Origin of the sequence: Sivoneniella epilithica UHCC 1019 (assembly GCF_040830845.1) — a bacterium.
In the GTDB taxonomy this organism is placed as follows: domain Bacteria; phylum Cyanobacteriota; class Cyanobacteriia; order Leptolyngbyales; family Leptolyngbyaceae; genus ULC077BIN1.
The window spans coordinates 89,047-112,076 of sequence record NZ_JBFPDP010000016.1; the positions used below are offsets into that span (position 1 = coordinate 89,047).

23 protein-coding genes and 1 pseudogene are annotated in these 23,030 nt (G+C 47.9%); 10 read left to right on the forward strand and 14 right to left on the reverse strand.

What is annotated here, in order from left to right:
• Positions 1 to 16: 16 nt before the first annotated feature.
• Entirely contained in the window at positions 17 to 2,191 is a 2,175-nt protein-coding gene (locus AB3R30_RS12145) for a hypothetical protein (protein WP_458649450.1), read from the reverse strand.
• 400 nt (positions 2,192 to 2,591) lie between these two features.
• On the opposite strand from AB3R30_RS12145, the gene AB3R30_RS12150 reads away from it, so the two are divergent.
• Positions 2,592 to 3,251: a hypothetical protein gene (locus tag AB3R30_RS12150; RefSeq protein ID WP_458649451.1), complete on the forward strand. Its 660-nt coding sequence runs from the start codon at positions 2,592 to 2,594 to the stop codon at positions 3,249 to 3,251.
• 56 nt (positions 3,252 to 3,307) lie between these two features.
• Here the strand turns inward: AB3R30_RS12150 and AB3R30_RS12155 are convergent, their stop codons facing one another.
• Positions 3,308 to 3,508 (reverse strand): hypothetical protein, encoded by a 201-nt coding sequence (locus tag AB3R30_RS12155; protein ID WP_458649452.1) that lies wholly within the window; start codon positions 3,506 to 3,508, stop codon positions 3,308 to 3,310.
• A 265-nt stretch (positions 3,509 to 3,773) separates the two neighbouring features.
• Here AB3R30_RS12155 and AB3R30_RS12160 point away from each other — a divergent pair, with 265 nt between their 5' ends.
• The gene (locus tag AB3R30_RS12160) at positions 3,774 to 3,935 is read left to right on the forward strand and encodes a hypothetical protein (protein WP_458649453.1); all 162 of its coding nucleotides are present in this window, start codon (positions 3,774 to 3,776) and stop codon (positions 3,933 to 3,935) included.
• A 743-nt stretch (positions 3,936 to 4,678) separates the two neighbouring features.
• On the opposite strand, the gene rppB is transcribed toward AB3R30_RS12160, so the two are convergent.
• The 4 genes from rppB to AB3R30_RS12180 form a co-directional block, all read right to left on the reverse strand.
• Positions 4,679 to 6,016, reverse strand: a complete 1,338-nt coding sequence (gene rppB / locus AB3R30_RS12165) for a two-component system sensor histidine kinase RppB (RefSeq protein ID WP_458649454.1) — start codon at positions 6,014 to 6,016, stop codon at positions 4,679 to 4,681.
• Complete coding sequence (rppA, locus tag AB3R30_RS12170) at positions 6,003 to 6,707, reverse strand: two-component system response regulator RppA (RefSeq protein ID WP_458649455.1); 705 nt, start codon at positions 6,705 to 6,707, stop codon at positions 6,003 to 6,005. Before rppA ends, rppB begins: the two co-directional genes overlap by 14 nt.
• 243 nt (positions 6,708 to 6,950) lie before the next feature.
• Positions 6,951 to 7,214, reverse strand: a complete 264-nt coding sequence (locus AB3R30_RS12175; RefSeq protein WP_458649456.1) for a hypothetical protein — start codon at positions 7,212 to 7,214, stop codon at positions 6,951 to 6,953.
• A 154-nt stretch (positions 7,215 to 7,368) separates the two neighbouring features.
• Positions 7,369 to 7,767 (reverse strand): hypothetical protein, encoded by a 399-nt coding sequence (locus tag AB3R30_RS12180; protein ID WP_458649457.1) that lies wholly within the window; start codon positions 7,765 to 7,767, stop codon positions 7,369 to 7,371.
• Positions 7,768 to 8,045: 278 nt separating this feature from the next.
• Here AB3R30_RS12180 and AB3R30_RS12185 point away from each other — a divergent pair, with 278 nt between their 5' ends.
• Positions 8,046 to 8,303, forward strand: coding sequence for a hypothetical protein (locus tag AB3R30_RS12185; RefSeq protein ID WP_458649458.1), 258 nt, complete (start codon positions 8,046 to 8,048; stop codon positions 8,301 to 8,303).
• 265 nt (positions 8,304 to 8,568) lie between these two features.
• On the opposite strand, the gene AB3R30_RS12190 is transcribed toward AB3R30_RS12185, so the two are convergent.
• The 8 genes from AB3R30_RS12190 to AB3R30_RS12225 all read right to left on the reverse strand — a co-directional run bounded on the left by AB3R30_RS12190 (position 8,569) and on the right by AB3R30_RS12225 (position 16,963).
• Complete coding sequence (locus tag AB3R30_RS12190) at positions 8,569 to 9,201, reverse strand: hypothetical protein (RefSeq protein ID WP_458649459.1); 633 nt, start codon at positions 9,199 to 9,201, stop codon at positions 8,569 to 8,571.
• A 141-nt stretch (positions 9,202 to 9,342) separates the two neighbouring features.
• Positions 9,343 to 9,507 (reverse strand): hypothetical protein, encoded by a 165-nt coding sequence (locus AB3R30_RS12195; protein ID WP_458649460.1) that lies wholly within the window; start codon positions 9,505 to 9,507, stop codon positions 9,343 to 9,345.
• A gap of 292 nt (positions 9,508 to 9,799) precedes the next feature.
• Complete coding sequence (locus tag AB3R30_RS12200) at positions 9,800 to 10,030, reverse strand: hypothetical protein (RefSeq protein ID WP_458649461.1); 231 nt, start codon at positions 10,028 to 10,030, stop codon at positions 9,800 to 9,802.
• A gap of 111 nt (positions 10,031 to 10,141) precedes the next feature.
• Complete coding sequence (locus AB3R30_RS12205) at positions 10,142 to 10,654, reverse strand: hypothetical protein (protein ID WP_458649462.1); 513 nt, start codon at positions 10,652 to 10,654, stop codon at positions 10,142 to 10,144.
• Between the two features lie 91 nt (positions 10,655 to 10,745).
• Positions 10,746 to 11,234, reverse strand: a complete 489-nt coding sequence (locus AB3R30_RS12210; RefSeq protein WP_458649463.1) for a hypothetical protein — start codon at positions 11,232 to 11,234, stop codon at positions 10,746 to 10,748.
• 32 nt (positions 11,235 to 11,266) lie between these two features.
• A complete protein-coding gene (locus AB3R30_RS12215) occupies positions 11,267 to 14,401 on the reverse strand; it encodes an efflux RND transporter permease subunit (protein ID WP_458649464.1) in 3,135 nt (1,044 codons plus the stop codon).
• A gap of 10 nt (positions 14,402 to 14,411) precedes the next feature.
• Positions 14,412 to 16,082 (reverse strand): efflux RND transporter periplasmic adaptor subunit, encoded by a 1,671-nt coding sequence (locus AB3R30_RS12220; RefSeq protein WP_458649465.1) that lies wholly within the window; start codon positions 16,080 to 16,082, stop codon positions 14,412 to 14,414.
• Positions 16,083 to 16,237: 155 nt separating this feature from the next.
• Entirely contained in the window at positions 16,238 to 16,963 is a 726-nt protein-coding gene (locus AB3R30_RS12225) for a DUF305 domain-containing protein (RefSeq protein ID WP_458649466.1), read from the reverse strand.
• A 390-nt stretch (positions 16,964 to 17,353) separates the two neighbouring features.
• Between AB3R30_RS12225 and AB3R30_RS12230 the strand changes: the two genes are divergently transcribed.
• The 7 genes and pseudogenes from AB3R30_RS12230 (at position 17,354) to AB3R30_RS12260 (ending at position 22,987) form a co-directional block, all read left to right on the forward strand.
• Positions 17,354 to 17,707 carry a four-helix bundle copper-binding protein gene (locus tag AB3R30_RS12230; RefSeq protein WP_458649467.1) on the forward strand — a complete coding sequence of 118 codons (354 nt, stop codon included), beginning with the start codon at positions 17,354 to 17,356 and terminating at the stop codon, positions 17,705 to 17,707.
• Between the two features lie 296 nt (positions 17,708 to 18,003).
• A pseudogene (locus tag AB3R30_RS12235) lies at positions 18,004 to 18,492 on the forward strand (DUF305 domain-containing protein).
• Positions 18,493 to 18,748: 256 nt separating this feature from the next.
• A complete protein-coding gene (locus tag AB3R30_RS12240; RefSeq protein ID WP_458649468.1) occupies positions 18,749 to 18,943 on the forward strand; it encodes a heavy-metal-associated domain-containing protein in 195 nt (64 codons plus the stop codon).
• Between the two features lie 7 nt (positions 18,944 to 18,950).
• Positions 18,951 to 19,445 carry a hypothetical protein gene (locus tag AB3R30_RS12245; RefSeq protein WP_458649469.1) on the forward strand — a complete coding sequence of 165 codons (495 nt, stop codon included), beginning with the start codon at positions 18,951 to 18,953 and terminating at the stop codon, positions 19,443 to 19,445.
• A gap of 112 nt (positions 19,446 to 19,557) precedes the next feature.
• A complete protein-coding gene (locus tag AB3R30_RS12250) occupies positions 19,558 to 21,828 on the forward strand; it encodes a heavy metal translocating P-type ATPase (RefSeq protein WP_458649470.1) in 2,271 nt (756 codons plus the stop codon).
• A 14-nt stretch (positions 21,829 to 21,842) separates the two neighbouring features.
• Positions 21,843 to 22,784, forward strand: a complete 942-nt coding sequence (locus AB3R30_RS12255) for a cupredoxin domain-containing protein (protein WP_458649471.1) — start codon at positions 21,843 to 21,845, stop codon at positions 22,782 to 22,784.
• A gap of 83 nt (positions 22,785 to 22,867) precedes the next feature.
• Complete coding sequence (locus AB3R30_RS12260) at positions 22,868 to 22,987, forward strand: MerR family DNA-binding transcriptional regulator (RefSeq protein ID WP_458649472.1); 120 nt, start codon at positions 22,868 to 22,870, stop codon at positions 22,985 to 22,987.
• Positions 22,988 to 23,030 lie beyond the last annotated feature (43 nt).

Here is a 23,030-nt window from a genome sequence, read left to right on the forward strand (position 1 = left end):
CAAATGCACCCCGTGCTTAACGTTGATTGGTTGGTGTGGGCGATTTCATTTGCCCCAGGGGAACCAGTCCTGCCGCTCTTAGCAATCGTTGCCCTTCTAGAGTTCGCATCAGTTCAACAAATTTTTTGCCGATCGCTGAGCGGCGATTATCGCGGGGATAGAGGACTGCGATCGGATAGCTCAAGGGATAGTTGCCCTGTTGGAAGAGATCCGGATCAGCGGCATAAGCTCCTTTACGGTTGCAGAGATCCGTTTCAGGATTAATGTTTTGCCGATTGGTTAATATAATCGGCTGAACGGGTGCTTGTCCAGCCCAACTCACCGCCAACGGATAGACCGAACATTGCCCCAAAATTTCGCTTAGGGGCGCAATCCCAATACTGCCAATATCTTTGTCCTCAAAATCGCGGATCACCTGCCGCGACAGGTTGATCGAAGATTTTTGTTGAATCCTGGCGACGGTTTGCAGTTTTTGAGAGTCGAGGATTTTCTGCTCAAATACGGCGATCGCCTCTGGATTGCTGGAGACATACAGCCGCACGTCTAACGGGGGGCCATTGAGTGCCTGCCACTGGTCAACCCGTCCTGCATACAGTTGTCGAATTTGATCGAGACTAAGCCTTCCTTTTAGAGCAGTGGGAAGTCCTTTTTGTCGTTCTGCATAGCTAAAAGCCACCACCACCGCCAAACCGTCATAGGCAATAGTCTCCGCCATCATGTCTTTGGGCAGATCCTCAAGCAGTGGCAATACGGCAAAATCTGCGGCACCAGATCGCACCTGCGCCAACACCTGATCCATCTGAGCCACGGGCGCAAACTGTAGCTGAAGTTTCGGCTGCGCGAATGCCAGAGCCTCCTTCAGCCCCTGACCGCGTTGGACTAAATTGCGCTGTTGCAGCACAAACCACCAAGTTCCGTCTTTCACTCCGGTATAGGTAAATGAGCCTGCTGGCATGGCGCTGACTTCTGCCAAGCAGCACGTTGACACTGGGGGCGAGGCAAGCGATCGCGATTCCGTGGATCGCCCTTGCGACAGCAGTGCCCAAGCCCCAATCAGCAACGCTAAAAGTGATAAACCAAGCAGCGGTAATGTCTGGGAAGCAGTGGGCTGAGCGCTGCTGGTTGATAGCGGTGCGATCGCATCAGGCGATGGTGGAACCAGCTTCAACAGGTGCCGCCGAGCCGTTTCCGCACTATCAAACCTGGCAGTTTGGAGAGACTCCAGCACTTGAGCCAGATGGGGTTCAATCTCGATCGTGGCATCGCGATCGAGTCCTTGCAGCAACGAAATTCCAATCTCCCCGACAGCATCAAGATCCTGCTGAAGCAAATCGGGGGTGACTTGAGTGGATTGCCCCGGTAACGCGGCAGGATCGAAACATTGCTCCCACAATCGCAAATCGCAGAGATAGACGAAAAACTGGGCTTGGGATTCTGTCCACAGCACACTATCCAGGCTGAGATTCCCGTGAACCAAACCGTTTTGAATCGCTCCGGTCGAAAAACTAAACTTTTGTTGATGCAAAAAATCGAGAGTTTGCAGAATTTGGCTCAACACTTCCCGCACTTGAGGCAGGGGCAAAATTCCCCGTTCTTTGAGATATTGCCGCAATGACGGAGACTGATCTTGGCGATCGGTGATTAAAAAACAAAGCTCTTGAGATTCGGTGTCGGCAATGGCTTCAATCGGCTGCATCACTCGAAAATCTTGCGATCGCCCATCGGCTAGCTGGAACCCCGCCAATTGTTGAAAAGCACTTTGTCGTTGCAGTGCCTCCGTTTTAGTAAACCGATCAGCCGCCAACCAAAATTCTTTGACCGTCACCGGACGTTTAGAAGCAAGGTCGATCGCCCCAAATAAATGCCCATTGCCTCGTTGCCCCAAATACGTTTCTACCTTGTAGCGTCCCAATCGCCCATAAATTTCAGACCGATCCAAAATCCCCAGGATAGTGGCGCTGGGTTTGGCAGCGATCGCCTCATGGCTGGCAATCTCCCTAACTTCAGGCGGGGCTGGAAACAACTCAGGGCGCAGTTCTTCCAACACATCTTTCAGCCATGCATATCGCCCCAAGTAGCCAAACACACTAATCCGCGTCGGCATTGGATATCGACGTAGAGAGGTTCGTAGTAAAATCTCGACAACGTTCTTCATGGCATCGGTGCGATCGCTGTCTGTAGAGTAAAGCACCCGTCAGGCTTTCTGGAACTAGACAGAAGTTAGTAACGCAAATTGCTGCTCATCCGAATGTAGATATTGCCATTTTGAGCAACTCCTTCAGTAGTCGGTAGTGCTACAAGTAATGATGCATTAAATGAAAAAGCTCTAAATCGGTTGAATTCAGAGCTTTTCGCTTGATTTGATTGAATGCCAGGAACCGGACTTGAACCGGTGACACGAGGATTTTCAGTCCTCTCTCGCAGCTTGCTGCATAAAGGTTTCAGGCTGCGATTTCAGAAATTCCCCCAATTTTCCCCCAATCCCTAAAAGTTTGGGTATTTTTAGGTCATGTTGGATAAGTTTGGGAGCGTAAGATCTACACAGATTGATCTTGCGAAAGAATTTATCGAGGTGGAACACTATTCTGGGAGTGCGAACCCTTGAGGGAGTCGAAGCAGAATTTTACCTGGAGGCAATGCAACTCGCCCTTGACGAACTGCAGCAATATAGCGAAGCAGAGGTAGAACTCAACCTTTGTACCTACGATCGCATCTTCGACTCTGCAAGCTTTGAACAGAAGGTGTTTCTCCTCCATCGCGCCCTAACTCCTCTCCTTGTCCCAACCGTAGAAGCTCCTGCCCTCACCAACACTCTTGAAGCCGCTGCCTATTTTCCTTTTGCCTACGTCCGAATGCAAATTGTGGAAGAAATTGAATGCGAAGAGTTTGAAGCCGATGAAGAACCAAAACCCTTCACCTACGCCTACCGCGAACTAGTTTGGCAACCCTTTTCCGCCTATCTGCTTGAGGGTTGGCAGGAGTCTGAATTTGAGGACGAAGGTGATGAGTACGAACCGATTATCCATCACGTTCACTCAATCGACTTGAAGATGTGGAAAGACATCATCGAAGGACTGATGAACCGTATCTTCTGGGATCGTGATTGGCAAATCACTGCCATCAATCCCCAGCTACTCGACGGCATCGACCCCAACTTAGGCGAAGCTGTCGGCTTAACCGATGCCTACCTTACGAATCGATTACCGAAAGTAGATCCTGAGCAAGCCAGCGAACTCCTTGCGGAAATCTGACATTGGGGGAAATCTACGAAGCTGTCAAAATCCGAATAGGGAGAAAAAAGAGCTAATTATGAATTTAGATGTCGTATACGAGCAATGGTGACAACAAACGCTTCAAAAAGGCAGACAAGAATGTAAGCAGGAAGCTCTACAAGAAGAAATAGCTGATTTACTGGAAGTCCGATTTGGCGAATTAGATGCCACTGGCTGCGATCGCTGTCAAAATCGTCCAACTGCCCAAGCGCGATCGCGCTCAACTGTTGTTGCAATTACCATCACTTTCACGCACAGAGTTAATCGCTCAGTTTGAGAAGAGCCGATCTCTAACGAAGCCTTCACCTTGAATGCCTTATGCGCTTCACAAAACGGTACTGCTGAACGGATTAGATTGGGATTTAGTATAAGTACAGACCTTTACGGACAATCTCCTAGCTCCGTCATGACAGTTCCACTCCTGCCTAAGCTGAATTGCTTGCCGTCAATATCGCTTCAAGTTTCATAATGAAGGGGCTTTAGGACTTTTTTAGGGGGAGAATGATTTCTGGAACACAGCTAGTACGATTCGGCAAATATGGATCAACTGTCGGGCAACCCACACCTAATCGAATTCGCTTTGGCTTTCGGGATGGCACAGCCATTGCTTGCCCTACTCTGTGTGAAGGAAGAATAGCATTTTACAAAACTCCTTCTGCATAGAGGTTTTAGTCTAACTCGATCATGGCATTTGAAAAAATTACCCCAATCTTTACCTCAATACTAAAAACTTGGTTACTTTTAGGTCAAGTTGGGTCAAATTGAATTGTGCAAATATGCTATTTTTGGCATGAATTCAAAAGAGTAACGCTCCTGCCTCATAAGGCTTATTTGTAACAGCAAACATATACCTTGCACAAATTTAAGCTTCAGGCAATTGTTGTATCTTTTGGTGAAAGATAACTACAAGGCTTAGTTCTGAGAGCTATGTTTGGTATTGGGGAATTACACAAAATATGTTACTTGCAAGGAGTAAATTTGAGAGCCGTCCTTAGGACTGTCCCTTAAAGCACCTTTTTAAGGATACTTACTTACGAATCGAGTACCCTCTATTCTTTAAACCCTTCTAGGTATAAACTTTAGCCATTACGATTTGCATCTCGAAGAATTTTATCTCAATCTGGCAAAGGATCGAACGACTTGCAAAGTTGACAGAAACTAAACCACTATTCACTGAAAGGGCATAGGTTCTTTAAGGGCTAAAGCCCAAGTTTGGTGCTTCGTTAAATGCGTCACTAGGTTTGTAATTACTAAATAGTGAATTCTAGTCCAAGGAACTGTTCAGCCCAGAAATGTGTAGTAACTAAAGTCTTGCATTGAAAGTGCATAATTTAGAACTAGCATGTTTGGGAGAATGAAGCTTTAAATTAGCATTTTGAGAGTGTAGAGTCGGTCATTAATACTTCTTAATCTTTGAGCGGTAATCGAACTATAAAAGTACTTCCCTCGTTGACTCTGCTTTGTACCTTTAGATCGCCCTGATGGGAACGAGCGATCGCCCTCGCAATTGCCAATCCTAGTCCAGAGCCACCTGTATGTCGGGAGCGATCGCTGTTGACTCGGTAGAACCGATCAAAAATTCGAGTTTGATTTGCTGGAGCAATGCCAATTCCTGTATCTTGAACATGAATCAAAGCATGGTGATCGTCTCGCTCTAAAATGACGGTAACTTTGCCTCCATCCGGTGTGTATTGCAACGCATTCGTGATCAAGTTAGAAATTAAACGGCTCAACTGAGCTTCGTCCCCCATCACAAACAGCGGCTCGTTCACCCGAATTTGATGAGTCAGTTTAATCGCCTTGGCAATTTCTAACACAAACAACTCTTCAACCAGGTCAACCACAAGATCATTCAAACAGCAGGCAGAGTGCTTGATCGGATGCGTTTGTTGATCCATTCGCGAGAGCAACAGCAAGTCTTGAACTAACTGAGCCAATCGTTTGTTTTGGCGGGCAACGACCGCTAGCGTATCTTGGACTTCTGCTTCAGAGAGTGGGTGTATGTCTTGTGCCGCTTCGACTGTTGCACGAATGGCTGCTACAGGAGTGCGTAATTCATGGGCAGCATCCGCTGTAAATTGTTGCATCCGCTCATAGGATTGATAAATTGGTCTCATTGACATTCCAGCCAGCCACCAACCCGTTCCTCCGACCAGGACGATACCTGCTGGCAACCCAATCAAAAACAGCCACCGCAGCGTTGTGAGATGGTCATCATATTCTTTGAGCGATCGCCCCACTTGCATATATCCCCACGATGTTCCATCTGCTGTTTTGAGCAACAAGGAGATTTGCTGATAACGAGTGCCGTCGCTCCCTTTCACGGTCTGCCAACCTTCTTGGATGTCTGCTGAAGCTTCATTGGGATATTGCCCTAATAGGGCGATCGCTTGCCCAGATTGTTCCAAAAAACGCAGGTAGTAGCCGTTTTGTTGCACAATGCCTAAAATATGCCGTCCAGCGTTATCTGATTGGCTGATACAACTTTGATTTGCCGCACACAAACCTGGTAAGGCGGCTTCCACACTTGGTTCGAGTTTTCCAGGCTGTCTTAGCTTTGACTCCAGGTTGTCGTGTAATGTGCCAGAAACAGACTCTAACTCCTGTTCCACCGCATGCCAGTGGGAATAAGCAACCATTTGATAGGTGACTAACCCACTCAAACTCAAAATCACACCCATGACCCCGGCGTACCAGCCTGCCAATCGTCCGCGTGTTTGATTGAATAGCTTATTCTGATGCATCTGGTGCTTTAAAGCGGTATCCCATGCCGTGAACAGTTTCGATCAGTCCTTCATATCCTGTTTCTGCCAGTTTACGTCGTAGGAGTCGAATCTGGGCGGCAACCACATTACTGGTTGGTTCTGCCCCAGATTCCCAAAGTTGGTTCATCAGTTGCTCACTGGTGACTACCTGCCCACAGCGTTTCATCAAATATTCCAGAGTTTGAAATTCTTTGGCAGTGAGCGTAATACTTTGGTCAATTTGACTCTGCGTTCGGTTGAACACTGTGCGAGTCCCACAGTCTAGAACTAGGTTGCCGGACTGAATTTGCGCTGGCTGAATTTGGGGCGATCGCCGTTGGAGGGCGCGAATCCGAGCCAGTAACTCTGCCATGCCAAACGGCTTGACTAGATAATCATCGGCTCCAGCATCGAGTCCGGCGACTTTATCCTCCATGCGATCGCGAGCGGTCAGCATCAAAATGGGCAATGGATTGTTACGCGATCGCAATCGCTTACAAAGTTCAATCCCTGTGGTTCCCGGCACCATCCAATCTAAGATGGCTAACTTGTACTCAACCTGAGAGCGATCGAGATAATGCCATGCCTCTGTGCCATCCTGTACCCAATCCACGATGTACCGTTCCCGATGTAGGACTCGATGAATCGCGGCTCCTAAATCTGGCTCATCTTCCACAAGCAAAATTTTCATGCAAGTTTCAACCATCTCCTCATTTCATAGTTTGACACCTCAAAATGAAATCAAGATGAAATTCATCCTCCTAATACCAAGCACGATTCAACATTAGGAAAGTCTGAAGCCACCCAAATAAAGGACTTCAGACAGCGTGATTTGGGAAAAAATAGGTCGGATTGGATGAAATTACTTGTACTGCATTCATACAAGGCTTTATGGTGATTTCAGTTCCACAAGCTTACCTAAAATTAGAACGGTTCATAGCAGGCTTGCTGACTGTGAAGTATCAGAAGTTTTTAGTTGGCTGACTTTCTCAGGAGTTTTAGAACTGTTAGAAAGTTGTTGCAGACACATTGCTCTCGTATTACGCCAAACCACATTCCGAATATGAGTCGGATGGTTTACGACAGGTGGAGTTGCATGAGCCGCATCTCCTTTACACTTGTTTTGATTTGCGTTAGCAGCAGGAACAAAAGATGTGAATGTTAGAACGAAAGCAGCAGCAATGATTAGCTTCTTCATGATTTTATTCCTTGGCTTTGAAGACTCTTAGATTGATTTCAAACATGGGTAAGCTTCTTGCAAAAACTGATGGAAGGTAAGGTTGAAAGATGATTTTCATCTGTTGATTCAGCCGTGCAAGAGCTTACCGACTAGCAAAATCTCAGGTGAGAATTTAGCCGTACTTGCACTTGTATAGGGCTTCGTTGTACTCAAAATCTCCCGGCTTCACCCAGGATGGAAGCGTTTCGCAGTAAGCTGGATAAGAATCATCCAACTTTGAATCTGGTTTGTCTGCTTGATCTGTTTTTTCTAACTTAGTGTTTCTCTTATTAAGTGCCTCATCGCCGGGTGCTTTTGTTGGGACTTGCGCTTTAGGAAATGATGGATTTTTCAATTTAGATTGAGCTTCTAGATGCGTTCTAACTGCTCCGCCCGATGTTTCTATAGAGTTTGCATATGCTCGAATGGCAGGAACTGCGGCGAGAAATGCAAGAGACAATGTAGCGGTATAGAAGCTGCGTTTCATAACGGTTCTCCTTGGATCGATTGATGAGTAATTCTTTTTTCCCATGATGATTCTCCTTGATGAAACTCTCAGTGCTAATCAGGTTTTATCTGATATTTACTATCGTGTCAGATAGAGATGAAGACCCGATGAAATTTCAGTTTGCAAACAGTTTCCGATTATTAACTAAAATGGCTTGTTAACTCAAATGACTTAATTAAGTTAAATCTAGTGTTAGTAGAAATTAATGAGCATTGTTTGACAGTGTTTAATTCAACTCACTCATTGCAATGCTTAAAGAACTGCGCGATCGCCTCAAAATTTCATCCTGATTTCATAGGAGTGTGCAAAGCTACCCATATGGCGATCGAAATCTACTTCAATGGAAATATGAGCAATGCGGCATCACTATCACGAGCAGCCATGTCAGGAGCGTTCTTTCAGTCCTGGAGCGCACGTTAGACAGGCATTCGCTAGCGGCTGGTGTTGCTGCGCCATTAGGGATTTTGCTTTCACCTACTATGGGCGCTATTTTGATGAGCGTTTCCACGGTTGTTGTGTCGATTAAGGCGATGCTACTGCGGCATGTGCGGTTAAGCTAGAAACCAATAACTAGTCGTCCCTGAAAAACCTAACGAGCCCTTTCAGGGCAGGCTTTTAGCCCCAAAAGAGTGGTTAGAAATCGCAAGAAACCGTGCAAACCCTTGCAAATTCTGGGAGAATCCCTAAATTTGAAGGAAGCTCAAACCCCTATTTTCTGGGACTGCTCAAATTCGAGTCTGCCGAAATTGGTCGCTTAAACTCTTCTGCTATGCCAGTTGATGCTCAGGCACCCCAAAATTGAGGGAGTTCTTCAGGTTTGACTAACTAAAGAACATTCACCCAAAAATCAGCGACGACGATTTTGCCATTGCGATTGAACTGTCCCCAGAGCTTATAGTTTCCAGGTTGGGGAAATGCAGTCATAAACTCGACTTTTCCATCGGCTGCTCCCTTCATCGCATGAGCATGAACGTAATCGGCACGGGTGAGTGAAGCAGACTGCTTGAGAATCACTAAATGACCCTCCTCGCCCAAGTAGGGTTGCAAGTTTGAAATGGATTGATTGCTGACTGAATCTTTCAAATCAAACGTCAGCGTTACTTCTTGTTTGGCTTTAACTGCTAGCTCAGAAAGGGTTAATGTAACGTTTGTGGTATCAATAGTTTTTGTTTTGGCTGAGTCCACTACGGATGCAGCGGAAGATGTTCCCGGTACGAGGGTCTTTAAGATCGCAACTTCTTCTTCCTTGCCAGCAGGCTTGAAGTCACTCACCAGTGTGTAGTTGCCAGCCTGGGTTAATGTTGTCGTAACTTCAAAACGTCCATTTCCTTTGTAGGTTGGATGCAGATGCTGAAAGATTTGCAGATCATCACTGACGACAATCAAGTGCATTAGCTTTTCTTGGAAGGTGTCGAATTGAGCGATCGCCTTCCCTTTTGAATCCTGAACGTCAATCATCAGAAGCGTTGACTTATTCAGCGTAGATGTGTCTGAAGTCGTCAGTTTAGCTTGGATAACAGCAGATGTGTTCGATGGTTTTCCTGGCGAGTGCCCTCCATGAGAGTCATTATGGACTGTAGATGTCTGATGGATGGAATGTTATCCCTTAGAACTGCTCATCACGGTTGTAGAATGATTCTGTGCTGCATCCGATTCAATAGTTTTGGACATTCTCACAGATTTAGCAAAAATGGCACCGACTGCAACTAGCCCAAAAAATGCTGCAAACATTATTTTTTCGTCTAGTTTCATTTCTGGTTTCATTGTTCAAGCATCCTTTTTCTATTAAGGTGTTGCATTAGAAGTTGAGCCATAGCATCATTCATTGGATGGCTCTATCTCCAGATTAGGATGGTAAAATGAAACTGAAATGAAATTGCGCTAATAACTCTAAATTAGTCATTAAAAATAAAACTTATTAGAAGTAATAAACTTGAGAAATACTTAAAAAATAGATCTATAATTTATTCATTAATAATCAGATCCAGAGGTGTTATCTGAGTGTAGTAACACCTCTGAAATTCTTAAGTAGTTAGCTATAAAGCACTAGCTCTGACTACTTACTTGTTGGGGTTGAGGTTGAGGGATTCATTCCAGGCATTTTGTTCATGTCATCATTCTTTTTCTCCATCATTTTCTTGCAACAACTACAGCCGCTCATCTGCTCAGTTTGAGGAGCGGGTTTCTGATTCTCTTGAGCGCTGGCATTGCTGACTGCCATTGCTGAAATGGATAAGAAGGCGATCGCGCCAGTCGTAAAAAGCTTGACTCCATTCAACTTGTTCATGTTGACCTCGAATAGGGTGATCCAACAGGCTGACAAATACATTGATCCGACAGCCTTACCTCCAGATTAAGGCTTAGAGATGAAATTAGGATGAAATTGAACTCAAGAACACTATCGTGAGAAGCTAAAGCGTCCGTTTACTTTTTCGCCGCTGATGTCCGACAGGATGGCAAGCTTGTAGTCTCCTGTGGCTGTTCCAGGCAAGATTGCAGTGTAATGCTTATCGTCTGCACTGTACTTCATGTCCAGGATCTTCTGGCTACCATCGGGCAATTGAACCTGAGCCGTGACCTTCGCGTTGGGAATCGGTTCATGGTTATCGCCTTTTTGTAGAAAAAAATCGATGTGAGTTCCGGTTGCTTCCTTCCCGGTTACAAGTTCCAGATGATAAGGACCCGATTCAATCACCTGCCCCCCTTGTCCCCCATGAGAGTCAGCCTTTTCAGATGCCATTTTGTCTCCGCTCATGGCTGGAGAAGTTGTTACTAAGGGCTGGATTTCAGTTGGTGCAGAAGCCGCAGGGCTACTAGCTGGATTGTTCGCCTGATCGCCACTGCTGCAAGCGCCCAAGAACAGAAGCCCAATGCTTGCCAAAAAGATTACGTTGGATTTGTTGAATTTCATGAAATTTGCTTTACGTCAATTGAGTCAAAACAGAAGTCGATAGTCGATATCAAGGTAGAGATGCACAGTGAGCGATCGCTTAGCTAGAGAGTTATCGACTAAAACTGAAGCGCCCATTCACTTTCTTACCGTTGATGTCGGATAAGACAGTTACCTTGTAAGCTCCACTGGCTTTACCAGGAAGGATAGCAGTGTAGTGCTTGCCAGACGCATCGTACTTAAAGTTGAGGGATTTTTGAGTTCCATTCGGCATCTGCACTTGACCTGTTACTTTGGCATTGGAAATCGCTTGATGATTGCTGCCATTTTGCAAGTAGAAGTCAATGTGAGTGGCATTTGCTTCTTTCCCAGTCACCAGTTCCAGGTGGTATGGTCCAGATTCAATCACTTGACCGCCTTGTCCACCGTGACCTTCTCCTTTGGGCTTGGATGCGATCGCTGTTTCGCCCATACGTTGCAGCGGTGATTGAGCATTAACGCTGCTTACCCAGGTATTTGCCCCAGTGCTGCCCGCAGTCGTGATCAACAATGTGGTTCCTACCAGGCTGAAAAGAACTGAACTGGCTTTAAGAAATTGCATGATTTTTCTCCTTAGTTAGTGAACAAAAACTGTTAAACGTTTCCGTGAATTCGCTCCCTCTCTGGTTGAGAGACTTTACCGTTTTCAACTATCGATCGCTTCGGAAACAGGTACTTGCCGAATCTGGCATAGAACGCAGGTAAGATCAGCAGCGTCAGGGCAGTCGAGGTGAAAAGTCCACCCAGCACGACGATTGATAACGGTTGCAGTAGTTCTTTTCCGGGTCCACCTGCGATGACTAGGGGTGCTAGTCCTAACGCAGAGGTAAACGCCGTCATCAGAATCGCGTTAAGGCGTTCCATCGATCCTTGAATTAGCAGATCTTTCAACGGCATTCCGGCGGCAAATTTGGTGTTGTAGTTATCCACCAGCAATAAACCGTTTCGGGTAGCAACCCCAAATAGGGTGACAAACCCTACCAGCGAGGCGATCGAGAGAATTCCTCCGGTGAGCGCTACCGCAATCACGCCACCCACCAATGCCAACGGTAGGTTAATCATAATCATGATGGTGGACGCGATCGATTTCACCGAGAGATACATGATGATGGTGATGACAACAAAGGCGATCGCGCTAAAAATCAGAATATTCTGGCTGGCGCGTTCTTCGGCTTCAAACTGTCCGGCGTACTGAATGTAATAACCGGGTGGAGTTTGAACTTGCTGCTTGACCTTTGTCTGAATATCATTCACGACTGAACGCAAATCTCGCCCCTGCGCGTTGGCAGCCACCACCAGCAACCGAGAGACATTTTCACGGCTGATTGTGTTCGGACCTGTACCGTCTTGAACCGTTGCCACCTGCGCTAACGGGATCTTGTTGCCACTAGGCGTATCGACTAAAAGATTCCCAATCGTGTCTAAACTTTGACGGGCTTCTGGTTTTAACCACACTACAAGATCAAAGGTTTGCTGCTGCTCTAGCACTTGCGACACCACTCGCCCATTCAGCGCCGTCTCAATCGTTTCTGACAACTGACCAATGGTTAATCCGTACCTTGCAGCGGCAGCGCGATCGAATTGAATCTGAATCTGCTCGACTGGAATTTGCGGTTCAAGTTGAAGATCGACAATGCCCTCAACCGATCGCATGGCATCATTTACCTGCTGTCCCAAAGTACGGAGTTGCTCCAGTTCAGGACCGAAGATTTTGACGGCGATCGCGCTTCTCACTCCCGACAACACTTCATCCATGCGGTGAGAGATAAAGCCGCCCACATTCGGTGCTGCTCCCGGCACTTTGGCAAATTCTTGGCGCAACAACTCCACGCTGGCTTTGCGATCGTTCATCCCCGTCTCGCTCAATTCCACATCTAGGTGGGCAAGGTTCACGCCTGCGGCATCGGCATCACCCGCCGCCCGACCCGATCGCACCTGAACGCTTTGAAAACTGGGGTTATCTTTGAGCTTATGTTCTAGCACCGATGCAGCGCTGTTGGTCGCTTCCAACGATGAGCCGGGGTAAAGCAGCAACGTGTTGACCAAAGACTGTTCCTGAAACTCTGGCAGAAAGATGCGTCCAAACGAGGGCAACACGATCGCCGCTGCGACTAAACTTGCGGCTGCAATGCCAAAAATAACGAGCGATCGCCGCATCGAAAAGTTCAGCAGCGGTAAATAGAGTCCTTTGAAGAACCGAGCGACCCAGGGTTCTCGTTCCGGCAGGCGACCGTAAGGCAGCAAAATCGCGCAGAGGGCAGGCGTGACGGTCAGGGCAACAACGCTGGAAGCCAATACCGCCGCTAGATAGCCCAAGCCCATTGGGATGAAAATACTGCCTTCTACACCCGTGAGCGCAAAGATGGGCGAGAAGACGACAACCGTAATGATCGTCGCTCCAAATACGGAATCGCGCACTTCTTGACAGCCCTCAAACACTACGTCTAGAACGGGTTTAGGGTTCGGCGAATACTTGTTTTCCCGCAAGCACCGATACACGTTCTCGGCATCGACGATCGCATCATCTACCGCAGACCCGATCGCCACCGCCAACCCGCCCAAAGTCATGGTGTTTAAACCTTGTCCGAGCCAATTGAGCGCCAGCACTCCAACCAACAGAGACAGTGGTAAAGCTGCCAAACACACGGCTAAATTGCGCCAATTCATCAAAAACGGAATCAGGATCAGGGCAACAATGATGCTGCCTTCGATGAGGGCTTCCCGCACATTTTCGATTGACGCATCGATATAAGTTTCCTGGCGAAATGTCGTCGCCACCTGAATCCCTTCTGGTAGTCCGGCTTTCACTTCTGCCATTGCCGTTTCCACAGCACGAGTCACGGTGGGCGTGTCCGCTTGAGGCTGTTTGTTGACGACCGCCACAACCGCTTTTTGAGAGTCGATGCTGGCATCCCCCCGTTTCACGGCTGCACCAATTCTCACCTCGGCTACATCGGTAATCCTAACGGGCGTGCCATTCCGGGCAACAATCACCGATTGCTTCAAGGCTTCAATATCTTCGATGCGCCCGATGCCTCGGATCAATTTTTCGCGGTCAGGCGTAATTAAATAACCACCCGGTGCATTCACGTTTGCCGCCGCCACTGCATCTGATACCTCTTGCAGCGAGACATTGAACGCCTGAAGTTTTTCGGGAGCGACCAACACTTGATACTGCCGGACATCGCCGCCAAACACGATCACTTGCGTCACTCCTGGCACTGCTAGCAGGCGGTTGGTGACTTGCCAATCGACAATCCGCCGCACATCCATTAAATCAGTAATTTGGGAGGTGAAGGCGTAGGTGACGATCGTGCCGATGGGCGAACTAATCGGCGCAATTTGTGGAGTCTCAACTCCGGCTGGCAGTTTGCTTTGAGCCGACTGTAGCCGCTCTGTCACAAGCTGTCTTGCCTGATAAATATCGGTGCCCCAGTTGAACACGACGCGCACGACTGAAATACTTGCCGCACTGGAAGATCGGACTGCCGAAATGCCCGGTGTGCCATTGATGGCGCTCTCAATCGGCAGCGTCACCAGTGACTCGACTTCTTCTGGAGCCAAACCTGGTGCTTCCGTTTGAATTTCGACCTGGGGTGGTGCAAACGCAGGAAATACATCCAGCGGCATTTGGATGATAGTGCGAAAGATCCAAATAGTCAGGATCATTGCGCCCAAAATCACCAGCCAGCGACGGGCGATCGCCCATTGAATAATGGAACTCAGCATGATGATTTACCTAGCGCGGTTGATGACGATCGGACGCTGACTCTAAGGAGGGCGGTGTTACCAAGGTGTGAGCATCAGCGTGAGTCAAGCTCAAATCATCAAAGGATTCACGGTGTGTGTGACCATGAGGTGATGGAACAAACGCCTTGCGGTTGCCACGATTTGCCCAGAGCATTCCAGCCGCGAAGGTTCCAGCCGCGATCGCTCCTCCCGCAGGAATTATTGCCCACCAGGGAATTGCAGGCTGTGGTTTAGAAGCGGCTGTAGAATTCGTTTCTGCGTGATCATCGGCTGGCTTGCTGTCACCCCGTAGTGATTGAGCGTACAACTGGTTAGCGCGTTGGGTCACAATCATATCGCCATCAAACAACCCACTCTTGACCTCTACGAAGTTGCCGGATGCTCGACCCAGTGTGACCTCAGTGGGTTGAAATGCATTGCCATTTTGTACAAAGACAACCTGCTTTTTGTCGTTGGTTGTCACCAGTGCAGACTTAGGAATGGTTAGTACAGATGCGGGTGTACGGTCAGTTAGCACTTCTAACTCCACAAACATTCCAGGCTTTAAAAGTCCGCCTGAATTATCTAGTTCCGCTTTTACAGGAACGACACGGCTTTCTCCGTTCACCACTGCACCCACGACATTAATTCGTCCATTGAAGGTGCGATTGGGCATTCCATTGGCTCTCACTCGGACGCTTTGTCCTACCGCAATGCTTTCCAGATTTCTCTCGAAGATGTTGCCGGAAGCTTGAACGCTGCTGCCGTTGACAATGGTCATAATCCGCTTGCCTGCGTCCTGACCTGACTCGCCTTTCGTCGCTTCCCGATCTGCCACCACTCCAGAGATGGGAGACGTAATTGTAATAGTACCGTCCTCATTTGAGTTGGCTCCGAGTTGTCGTAAACGGGTTTCATAGGCTTGACCACTTAACCCAACGCGAGATCGCGCCACTTCCAATGCCGATTGAGCACGCTGGAGTTGTGCCTGCGCTTCCGCAACCGGCAAGCCACTTTCCGCTTTGGCAAGCGCCGCCCTTGCTTCGGCTAATTTGCTTTCAGATTCTAAAAACTGCCGCCGAGAGATGGCTCCCCGTTCCAGCAGTACTTTGTCCTTGTCATAGCGCTCCTGAGAAAAGTTTGCTTCGGTTCGAGCTTGCTGAATGTCAGTAGCAACAATTCGCTTTTGCTGCGTCAGGTTTTGCTGCGCCAATCGCAAATCGGCTTGACCTTGTTGAACACTGCCAACCGCTTCTGCTCTTCGGTCTAACGCGGTTGTCTGTAGTGCCGCCAACTCTGGACTGGTCATCATTGCCACGGGTTGTCCCGCTTGAACTGAGTCTCCAGGCTTCACCAGCAGTCGAATCACTGTCCCGCCTACAGGTGTGGTAACTTCGACTTGCTGATTGGGTAGCGTTTCAATCTGCCCAGTGGTTTTGACTCCAAAAGCTAACCGTTGACGAGTCACAGGTTCGACCTTTAGCCCTAATTGCTTTGTTGTAGCAGGATCAACCTGAATTGATCCTGCCGATTGAGCTTGACCACCTCCTTGAAACTCGTCGCCATGTCCAGCATGTGCCACAACTCTGGTTGTTGGAGTCAGCAGGAGCAGCGTGAGGAACGTACCAGAGAGATAGCGGGAGGCGATCGCATGTTTACGGGATTGAGGGGTTGAAGTCATCGGCTAGCCCTTTGAGTACATAACGAAACACTTGACATGTCACTAAACACTAGTGTCTCAAACAGATATGAAATGAACATGAAATTTCATGCCATCGTTAGTTCTAGTTTCCAAGATGGGATTCGCTCACAGCTTGGATGAAATGCTAATCGACCTTATTTTCCATACCAGGCCTTGCGCCACTGCTGCATCTGCTCGATCTCATCTTTCTGCGACCCAATGATGCCCTGAGCTAACTTCTGAATTTCGGGACGCTTTGATTTTTGCCATGCGTCATTTGCCATTACGACAGCCCCTTCATGGTGCGGAATCATGGCATCAATGAACCGTTTGTCAAAGTCGGCATCGGCTGCACCCAAATCCATATCCATCCGCATGGCTTTGATTTGGTCATCAGACATCGCCATTGAGTGGTTCATCCCTTTGTGCCACGCCACAGGGGTGCTGGGTGCTTTGGGATACCAAACAGTTCGCCACTGCTTCATTTGGTTAATCTCTTTCTCCTGAGCCTTGATGATATCCTGGGCTAGCTTTTTAAGTTCAGGACGCTTCGATTTTTGCAACACTTCCCTCGCCATAACAACGGCACCTTGGTGGTGCGGAATCATGCTGTCGATAAAGCGCAAATCAAGTTCGGCATCAGCCGGACCTAAATCCATCATGCTGTGATCCATCATGCCGCCTTTTGACCTGTCACCATGATTCATCCCACCCATGTTGCTGTGATCCATTTGCTTGGTTCCAGCATCCGTTGCTGTTGCACTGGGGGTTTGTGCTTGGTTTTGAGCCGATGATGAGCAAGCATTCAGGACGCTGCTCGTGGCGATCGCTCCTAACGTTAGGGCAAGGAAACCTGTTTTTGTAAAATAATTGAGTGGCATAGCTTCGGTGCAATTTAGATAGAAGGAACAAAAGGTATCTGTTGCTATTTTGAGTTCTCCAGTTGGGTGGAGAGTCAATGGATCGATAAACTCTACAGAAAGAAAACTCTAAGGCTGAAACTGTTGAATCGTTAGTAATCTTTTTCAGCCTTACACACAGTTATGAAATCAAGATGAAATTCATGTATATCCGTAGGTGAAATTGCACATCTTTCGTTGAGCAGCTCCTAAACAAAGCACACAGTTATGAAATCAGAATGAAATCATTGTCGTTCCAAGGTGTGAACTATCCTCCTTTCGGAGGATAGAGGCAATTATTTGAATGCCCCTTTAGTGTGAAGCCTGAGAGCCAATGGGTTCTCTTGTTGTTAAATTACTAGGAGCTAGATTATGACAGTTACTCAATCTCATCAATCTCTGCTTGAAACTTGCATTCAAAACTGTCTTGACTGTTTGCGTGAGTGCGAAAACTGCGCGACCGCTTGTTTAGACAGTGACATGGTGCAGATGATGGCTCAGTGTATCAAACTGTGCCGCGACTGTGCCGATACCTGCGACATTTGCGCTCGGTTCATGGCTCGTAACTCGGATCTTCATGCTCAACTGTGTGCAGTGTGTGCGGAAGCGTGCGATCGCTGTGCGGCTGAATGTGAAAAGCACGATCACGAGCATTGCAAAAAGTGTGCTCAAGCCTGCCGTCGCTGTGCTGAATCCTGCCGCCAGATGGCATCGGCAATGGCGTAATTCATCCCTAGCTCATAACTGCCAAGTGGGTAGTGCGATTTGCATTACCTCCTTGGTAACTTGCGATCGCACACTAACAATCTAAAGGAAATTCAATGTTTCACAGTAATGGTTCGGACAGTTCTCGGAAACCTATGAACACAAAATTTGCAGTCTATACTCTGGTTGCTTTGCTTACTGGTAGTACTTTATCGGCAGTTGTTATCAGCGATCGCGCGATTGCGAACGATCGTAGTCAGGCACCCACACAACGCCCAGCCACCTCAACCCAAATGCAGCAGAACATGGGTAGCCAGATGGCGATCGATAAATCATTTATTGAAATGATTGTTCCCCACCATCAGGCAGCTAAAGAAATGGCTGAAATGGCAGTCAGCAAAGCTAAAAGTCCAGCAGTAAAGCAACTGGCTCAACGCATTGCTCAAGACCAAACTCGTGAGATCCAGGAATTTCAAAGCTTGTACCAGAAGTTGTATGGTACTCAAGTTCCCAGGTCGAGCATGAATATGCAAGGTGGGATGGGACAAGGCAGGATGATGTCAATGCAGCAGCAAGCGATGATGACTCAGGAGATGAAGTAATCTCTTCAAAATTCACCCAATTTCGATGAAGCGTTTCTTCAGCAGATGACGCGGCACCATCGGATGGGAGCGATGATGGCTGGCATGGTTGTCAACAGTGCTAGCAATCCTGAAACTCGCAGGTTAGCAGAGGAGACAATTAAAAGTCAGACTGACGAGATTGCTCAAATTCAGCAAGTCCGCCGACAAGCTAGAACACAGTAGTTTACGCGATCGCTAGGTCACTTCCATTTAAATTTGGTGCTTTAAACTTCGTCCCTCTCTCGTTTTACTCCTGATGTCAACGAATTGGCTGAAGTTAGGAAAAGCGAAGAGGGATCGTCTGTTATGAAAACATTCATCCTGAGTAGAAAGATTTATTAACCCCCTTGACTCTCCAGTCTTCTAGAGAGTTCAGAATAGCTTTTAGAACAAGTTAAGTTCTTTTTTGAGTCCTATCAAAACGAAGCAGGTTAATTCAATGACACTACAATTCACAGTTCCTAATATGGCGTGTTCGGCTTGTAGCGAGACAATCACCAAGGCAGTGACCGCAGTTGACTCTAGTGCTAACGTGCAAGCCGACCCGAAAACCAAACTTGTCAATATCGAAACTCAAGCATCTGAAGCCGTGATCAAAGAGGCGATCGCTGCCGCAGGTTACACCGTGGAATAGTAATCCTATGGCAAATTATCAGAACATCATTGGCTCTTGGCGCTGGCTGAATTCTCCTGAATGGAATGTGGCAATATTCTCATTTCTCTTATCTTTCTTTTGGGAAATTCAGCAAATGCCGTTTTATCAAGTTCCTAGTGAGTTCTCTTGCTTTGATCGCACTAGAAACTGTACCCTTGCGACCGTTGGAGATGTGGGAATTTCGCTGACTGCTTTTTGGGTAGTTGCAGTTCTAGCAAAGTCGCGTCAATGGGTGCGGCGACCAAGCCGCAGACAAATCATCATTTATACGTTTGTAGGAGTGGTGATCACAGTTGTTTTTGAAGCTTTGGCAACTGGATCCCTTAATCGATGGGCATACGCTGAGATCATGCCCACAATTCCGTTCTTGGGCACTGGATTAGTCCCATTCGCAATGTGGTTGCTGATGCCGCCCTTAACAATTTGGTTCGTCCAACGTCAGCTTTCTCACGTCCATCCTAAAAGCTCAGAGCAACTGTGATTGATTCAGGATTGATTAGAAAACTCCTCTTCAAGCTCTTGATGTTTCAGCAGCGATCGCTGCATCGGACTACATCCTTAATTAACTTTTCACTATAGACACTACAAATCTTATGGACACGACGATCTTAAAACTGCGAGGCATGAGTTGTGCTTCCTGTGCAAACAATATCGAGACTGCAATTTGTTCTGTTCCAGGAGTGACTCAAGCAAACGTCAACTTTGGGGCTGAGCAAGCGAGTGTGACCTACGACTCTACTCAAACAGATATAGCCACGATTCAGAAAGCGGTGGATGCAGCAGGCTATGCGGCTCAACCCATGCAAGAAGATGTGCTTATTCCTGAAGATGATGTCGAGCGGCGATCGCGACAAACTGAGGAGCGAAAATTAACCCGGAAGGTTTGGGTGAGCGGCATCATTAGTGCCATTCTGGTAATCGGTTCATTGCCGATGATGACGGGCTTGTCGATTCCGTTCATCCCCATGTGGTTACACAATCCCTGGTTGCAACTGGTGCTAACGACTCCAGTGCTATTTTGGGCAGGCAGCTCGTTTTTCATCAACGCTTGGAAAGCCTTCAAACGCCGTACTGCCACAATGGACACGCTGGTGGCAGTGGGAACGGGCGCTGCTTATCTTTACTCACTGTTTCCGACGTTCTTCCCGCAGTGGTTCATTGCTCAAGGTCTCAGCCCAGATGTGTACTTTGAAGTGGCTGCCATCGTGATTGCATTAATTTTGCTAGGGCGATTGTTTGAGAACCGGGCAAAGGGACAAACCTCAGAAGCAATGCGTAAACTGATGGGGTTGCAGGCAAAAACGGCACGAGTCATCCGCGAGGGTCGCGATGTCGATATTCCCATTGCTGACGTTGTTTTAGGCGATGTGATCCTGGTTCGTCCAGGCGAAAAAATTCCTGTTGATGGCGAGATTGTGGACGGCATTTCAACCATTGATGAAGCGATGGTGACTGGGGAAAGTGTGCCCGTGAAAAAGCAGCCTGGGGATGAAGTGGTTGGAGCCACGATCAACAAAACGGGTAGCTTTACGTTTCGGGTGACGCGAGTGGGAAAGGATACGTTTCTGGCGCAGATTGTCAAACTGGTGCAGCAAGCTCAAGGCTCGAAAGCTCCAATCCAACGGCTTGCTGACCAGGTGACGGGCTGGTTTGTGCCAGTGGTGATTGCGATCGCTATTCTCACCTTTGTCATCTGGTTTAACATCATGGGCAATGTGACGATCGCCCTAATTACCACGGTGGGCGTGTTGATTATTGCTTGTCCTTGTGCCTTGGGTTTGGCAACACCGACCTCGATTATGGTTGGCACCGGCAAAGGGGCGGAAAACGGCATCTTGATCAAAGGAGCCGAAAGCCTGGAAATGGCACACAAGCTGCAAACCATTGTGCTGGATAAAACAGGCACAATTACCCAAGGAAAACCGACGGTGACGGATTACATCACAGTCAACGGCACCGCCGATCAGAACGAACAAAAGCTATTGCGGCTCGCGGCATCGGTTGAACGGAACTCAGAGCATCCGTTGGCAGAAGCAGTCGTGCAATATGCGCGATCGCAAGGAGTAGAGATCGCCGATGCTCAGCAGTTTGAAGCGATCGCTGGCAGTGGTGTGCAGGGAAAAGTATCTGATCATCAGCAAATACATTGGGTACAAATTGGCACCCATCGCTGGATGGTAGAACTGGGAGTTGATACCAGCCCCTTGCAAGACCAATGGAATCGGCTGGAAGACCTTGGTAGAACGGCAGTTTGGATTGCAGTAGACGGGACAGCGGCGGGGCTTATGGGAATTGCGGATGCGGTTAAGCCTGCTTCTGTTGATGCGATTCGTGCCCTACAGCGCATGGGCTTAGAAGTGGTGATGCTGACGGGAGATAATCGCCGCACGGCTGAAGTGATTGCCCGTGAAGTGGGCATCCAGCGAGTTTTGGCAGAAGTTCGTCCCGACCAGAAAGCCGAAACGATCGCATCACTTCAGGCGGAAGGCAAGAGTGTGGCGATGGTGGGAGATGGGATCAATGATGCTCCGGCTCTAGCTCAAGCCGATGTGGGCATTGCGATCGGCACGGGCACCGATGTGGCGATCGCGGCTAGCGACATTACATTGATTTCAGGTGACTTAAATGGCATTGTCACCGCCATTCAACTATCTCGCGCCACCATGCGGAACATTCGGCAGAATCTCTTCTTTGCCTTCATTTACAACGTGGCAGGGATTCCAATTGCAGCAGGCATTCTCTATCCCATTTTCGGTTGGTTACTCAGCCCAGTTATTGCCGGAGCCGCGATGGCATTTAGTTCAGTTTCCGTTGTCACTAACGCTTTACGGCTCAGAAACTTCAAGCCCAAGGTACACGCTTAAGGAGATTTTTCACAATGAAGAAAACCATTTTTTGGGGAACATTGGCAGGGTTCGGCTTCCTACTGGGCGCAATTTCAGGCGCGATTGCCGCTGAGGTGCCAGGACACTCAATGGAATCGATGCCACGATCGTCCGGCTCAGGTCAGTTTGAGCGAATCGAACAACCATTAAGTACCAAAGTTGCTGTCACATTGGGGGGATTAGGTCTGATTGGCTTAGAACTCTGGTGGTTCTTGCTGAGTAAACCGAAGTCTCGCCAAGCGACTACTCAGGGAGGCATTCAGGAAGTTACCGTTACCGTGGATGGCGGGTACGAACCGAGTCATATTGTGGTGCAGACGGGACAACCTGTGCGCTTGAATTTCGATCGCAAAGACCCCAGCAGTTGCTTAGAGGAAGTTCGGTTTCCTGATTTTCGGATTGCTCAAGAGTTGATGCTGAATCAAGTCACCCCGATTGAATTTACCCCTGATAAACCCGGTCGTTACGAGTTTTCCTGCGGCATGAATATGTTTCGCGGAGTCGTTGAAGCTCAAGCGGCAGATGCACCGACAACGGCACATCCAGAACCAACTTCTCAACCTGCTAATTCCGAAGTTGCTCCCTCTAGTGTGCAAGCAACGGTAACGCCAGAGGGCATTCAAGAAGCTGCGATCGCCGTTGAAAAGGGGTATCAACCCAAGCGTGTAATTGTTGAAGCCGGAAAACCTGTTCGGTTACAGTTCGATCGCAAGAATCTTAGTGAGTGCTATGACCAACTATTGATTCCAGCGTTTGGTATCGAGACGGCTCTCACTCCTGAGCAGATCACAACAGTAGAATTTACGCCTGAGCAGTCTGGTGAATATGAATTCATGTGCGGCATGAAAATGAATCATGGGGTGATTGAAGTGCGACCAAGCCAGCAGATTTATTCTGTGAATCATGTTCAGTCGCAGACCCACATTCACTCTTAACGATATTTGTTTGCTTGACTCTCCACCTCACTGGAGACCCTAAAGTAAGAGTAAGCCGTTGCATTGCACGTTGGAGGTTAGCGATGTTAGCTCAAGAACAGCCTAAACAGATTGGTCCAGTGGCGAAAAAAAGTGGTGTACCAATTAAAACCATTCGGTATTACGAGGAACTAGTAGGCTGTCAACTTTATTTTGGTGGATAGATGGGAGAGAATAGAGCGGCAGCTACCTCTGAACCAATCATGC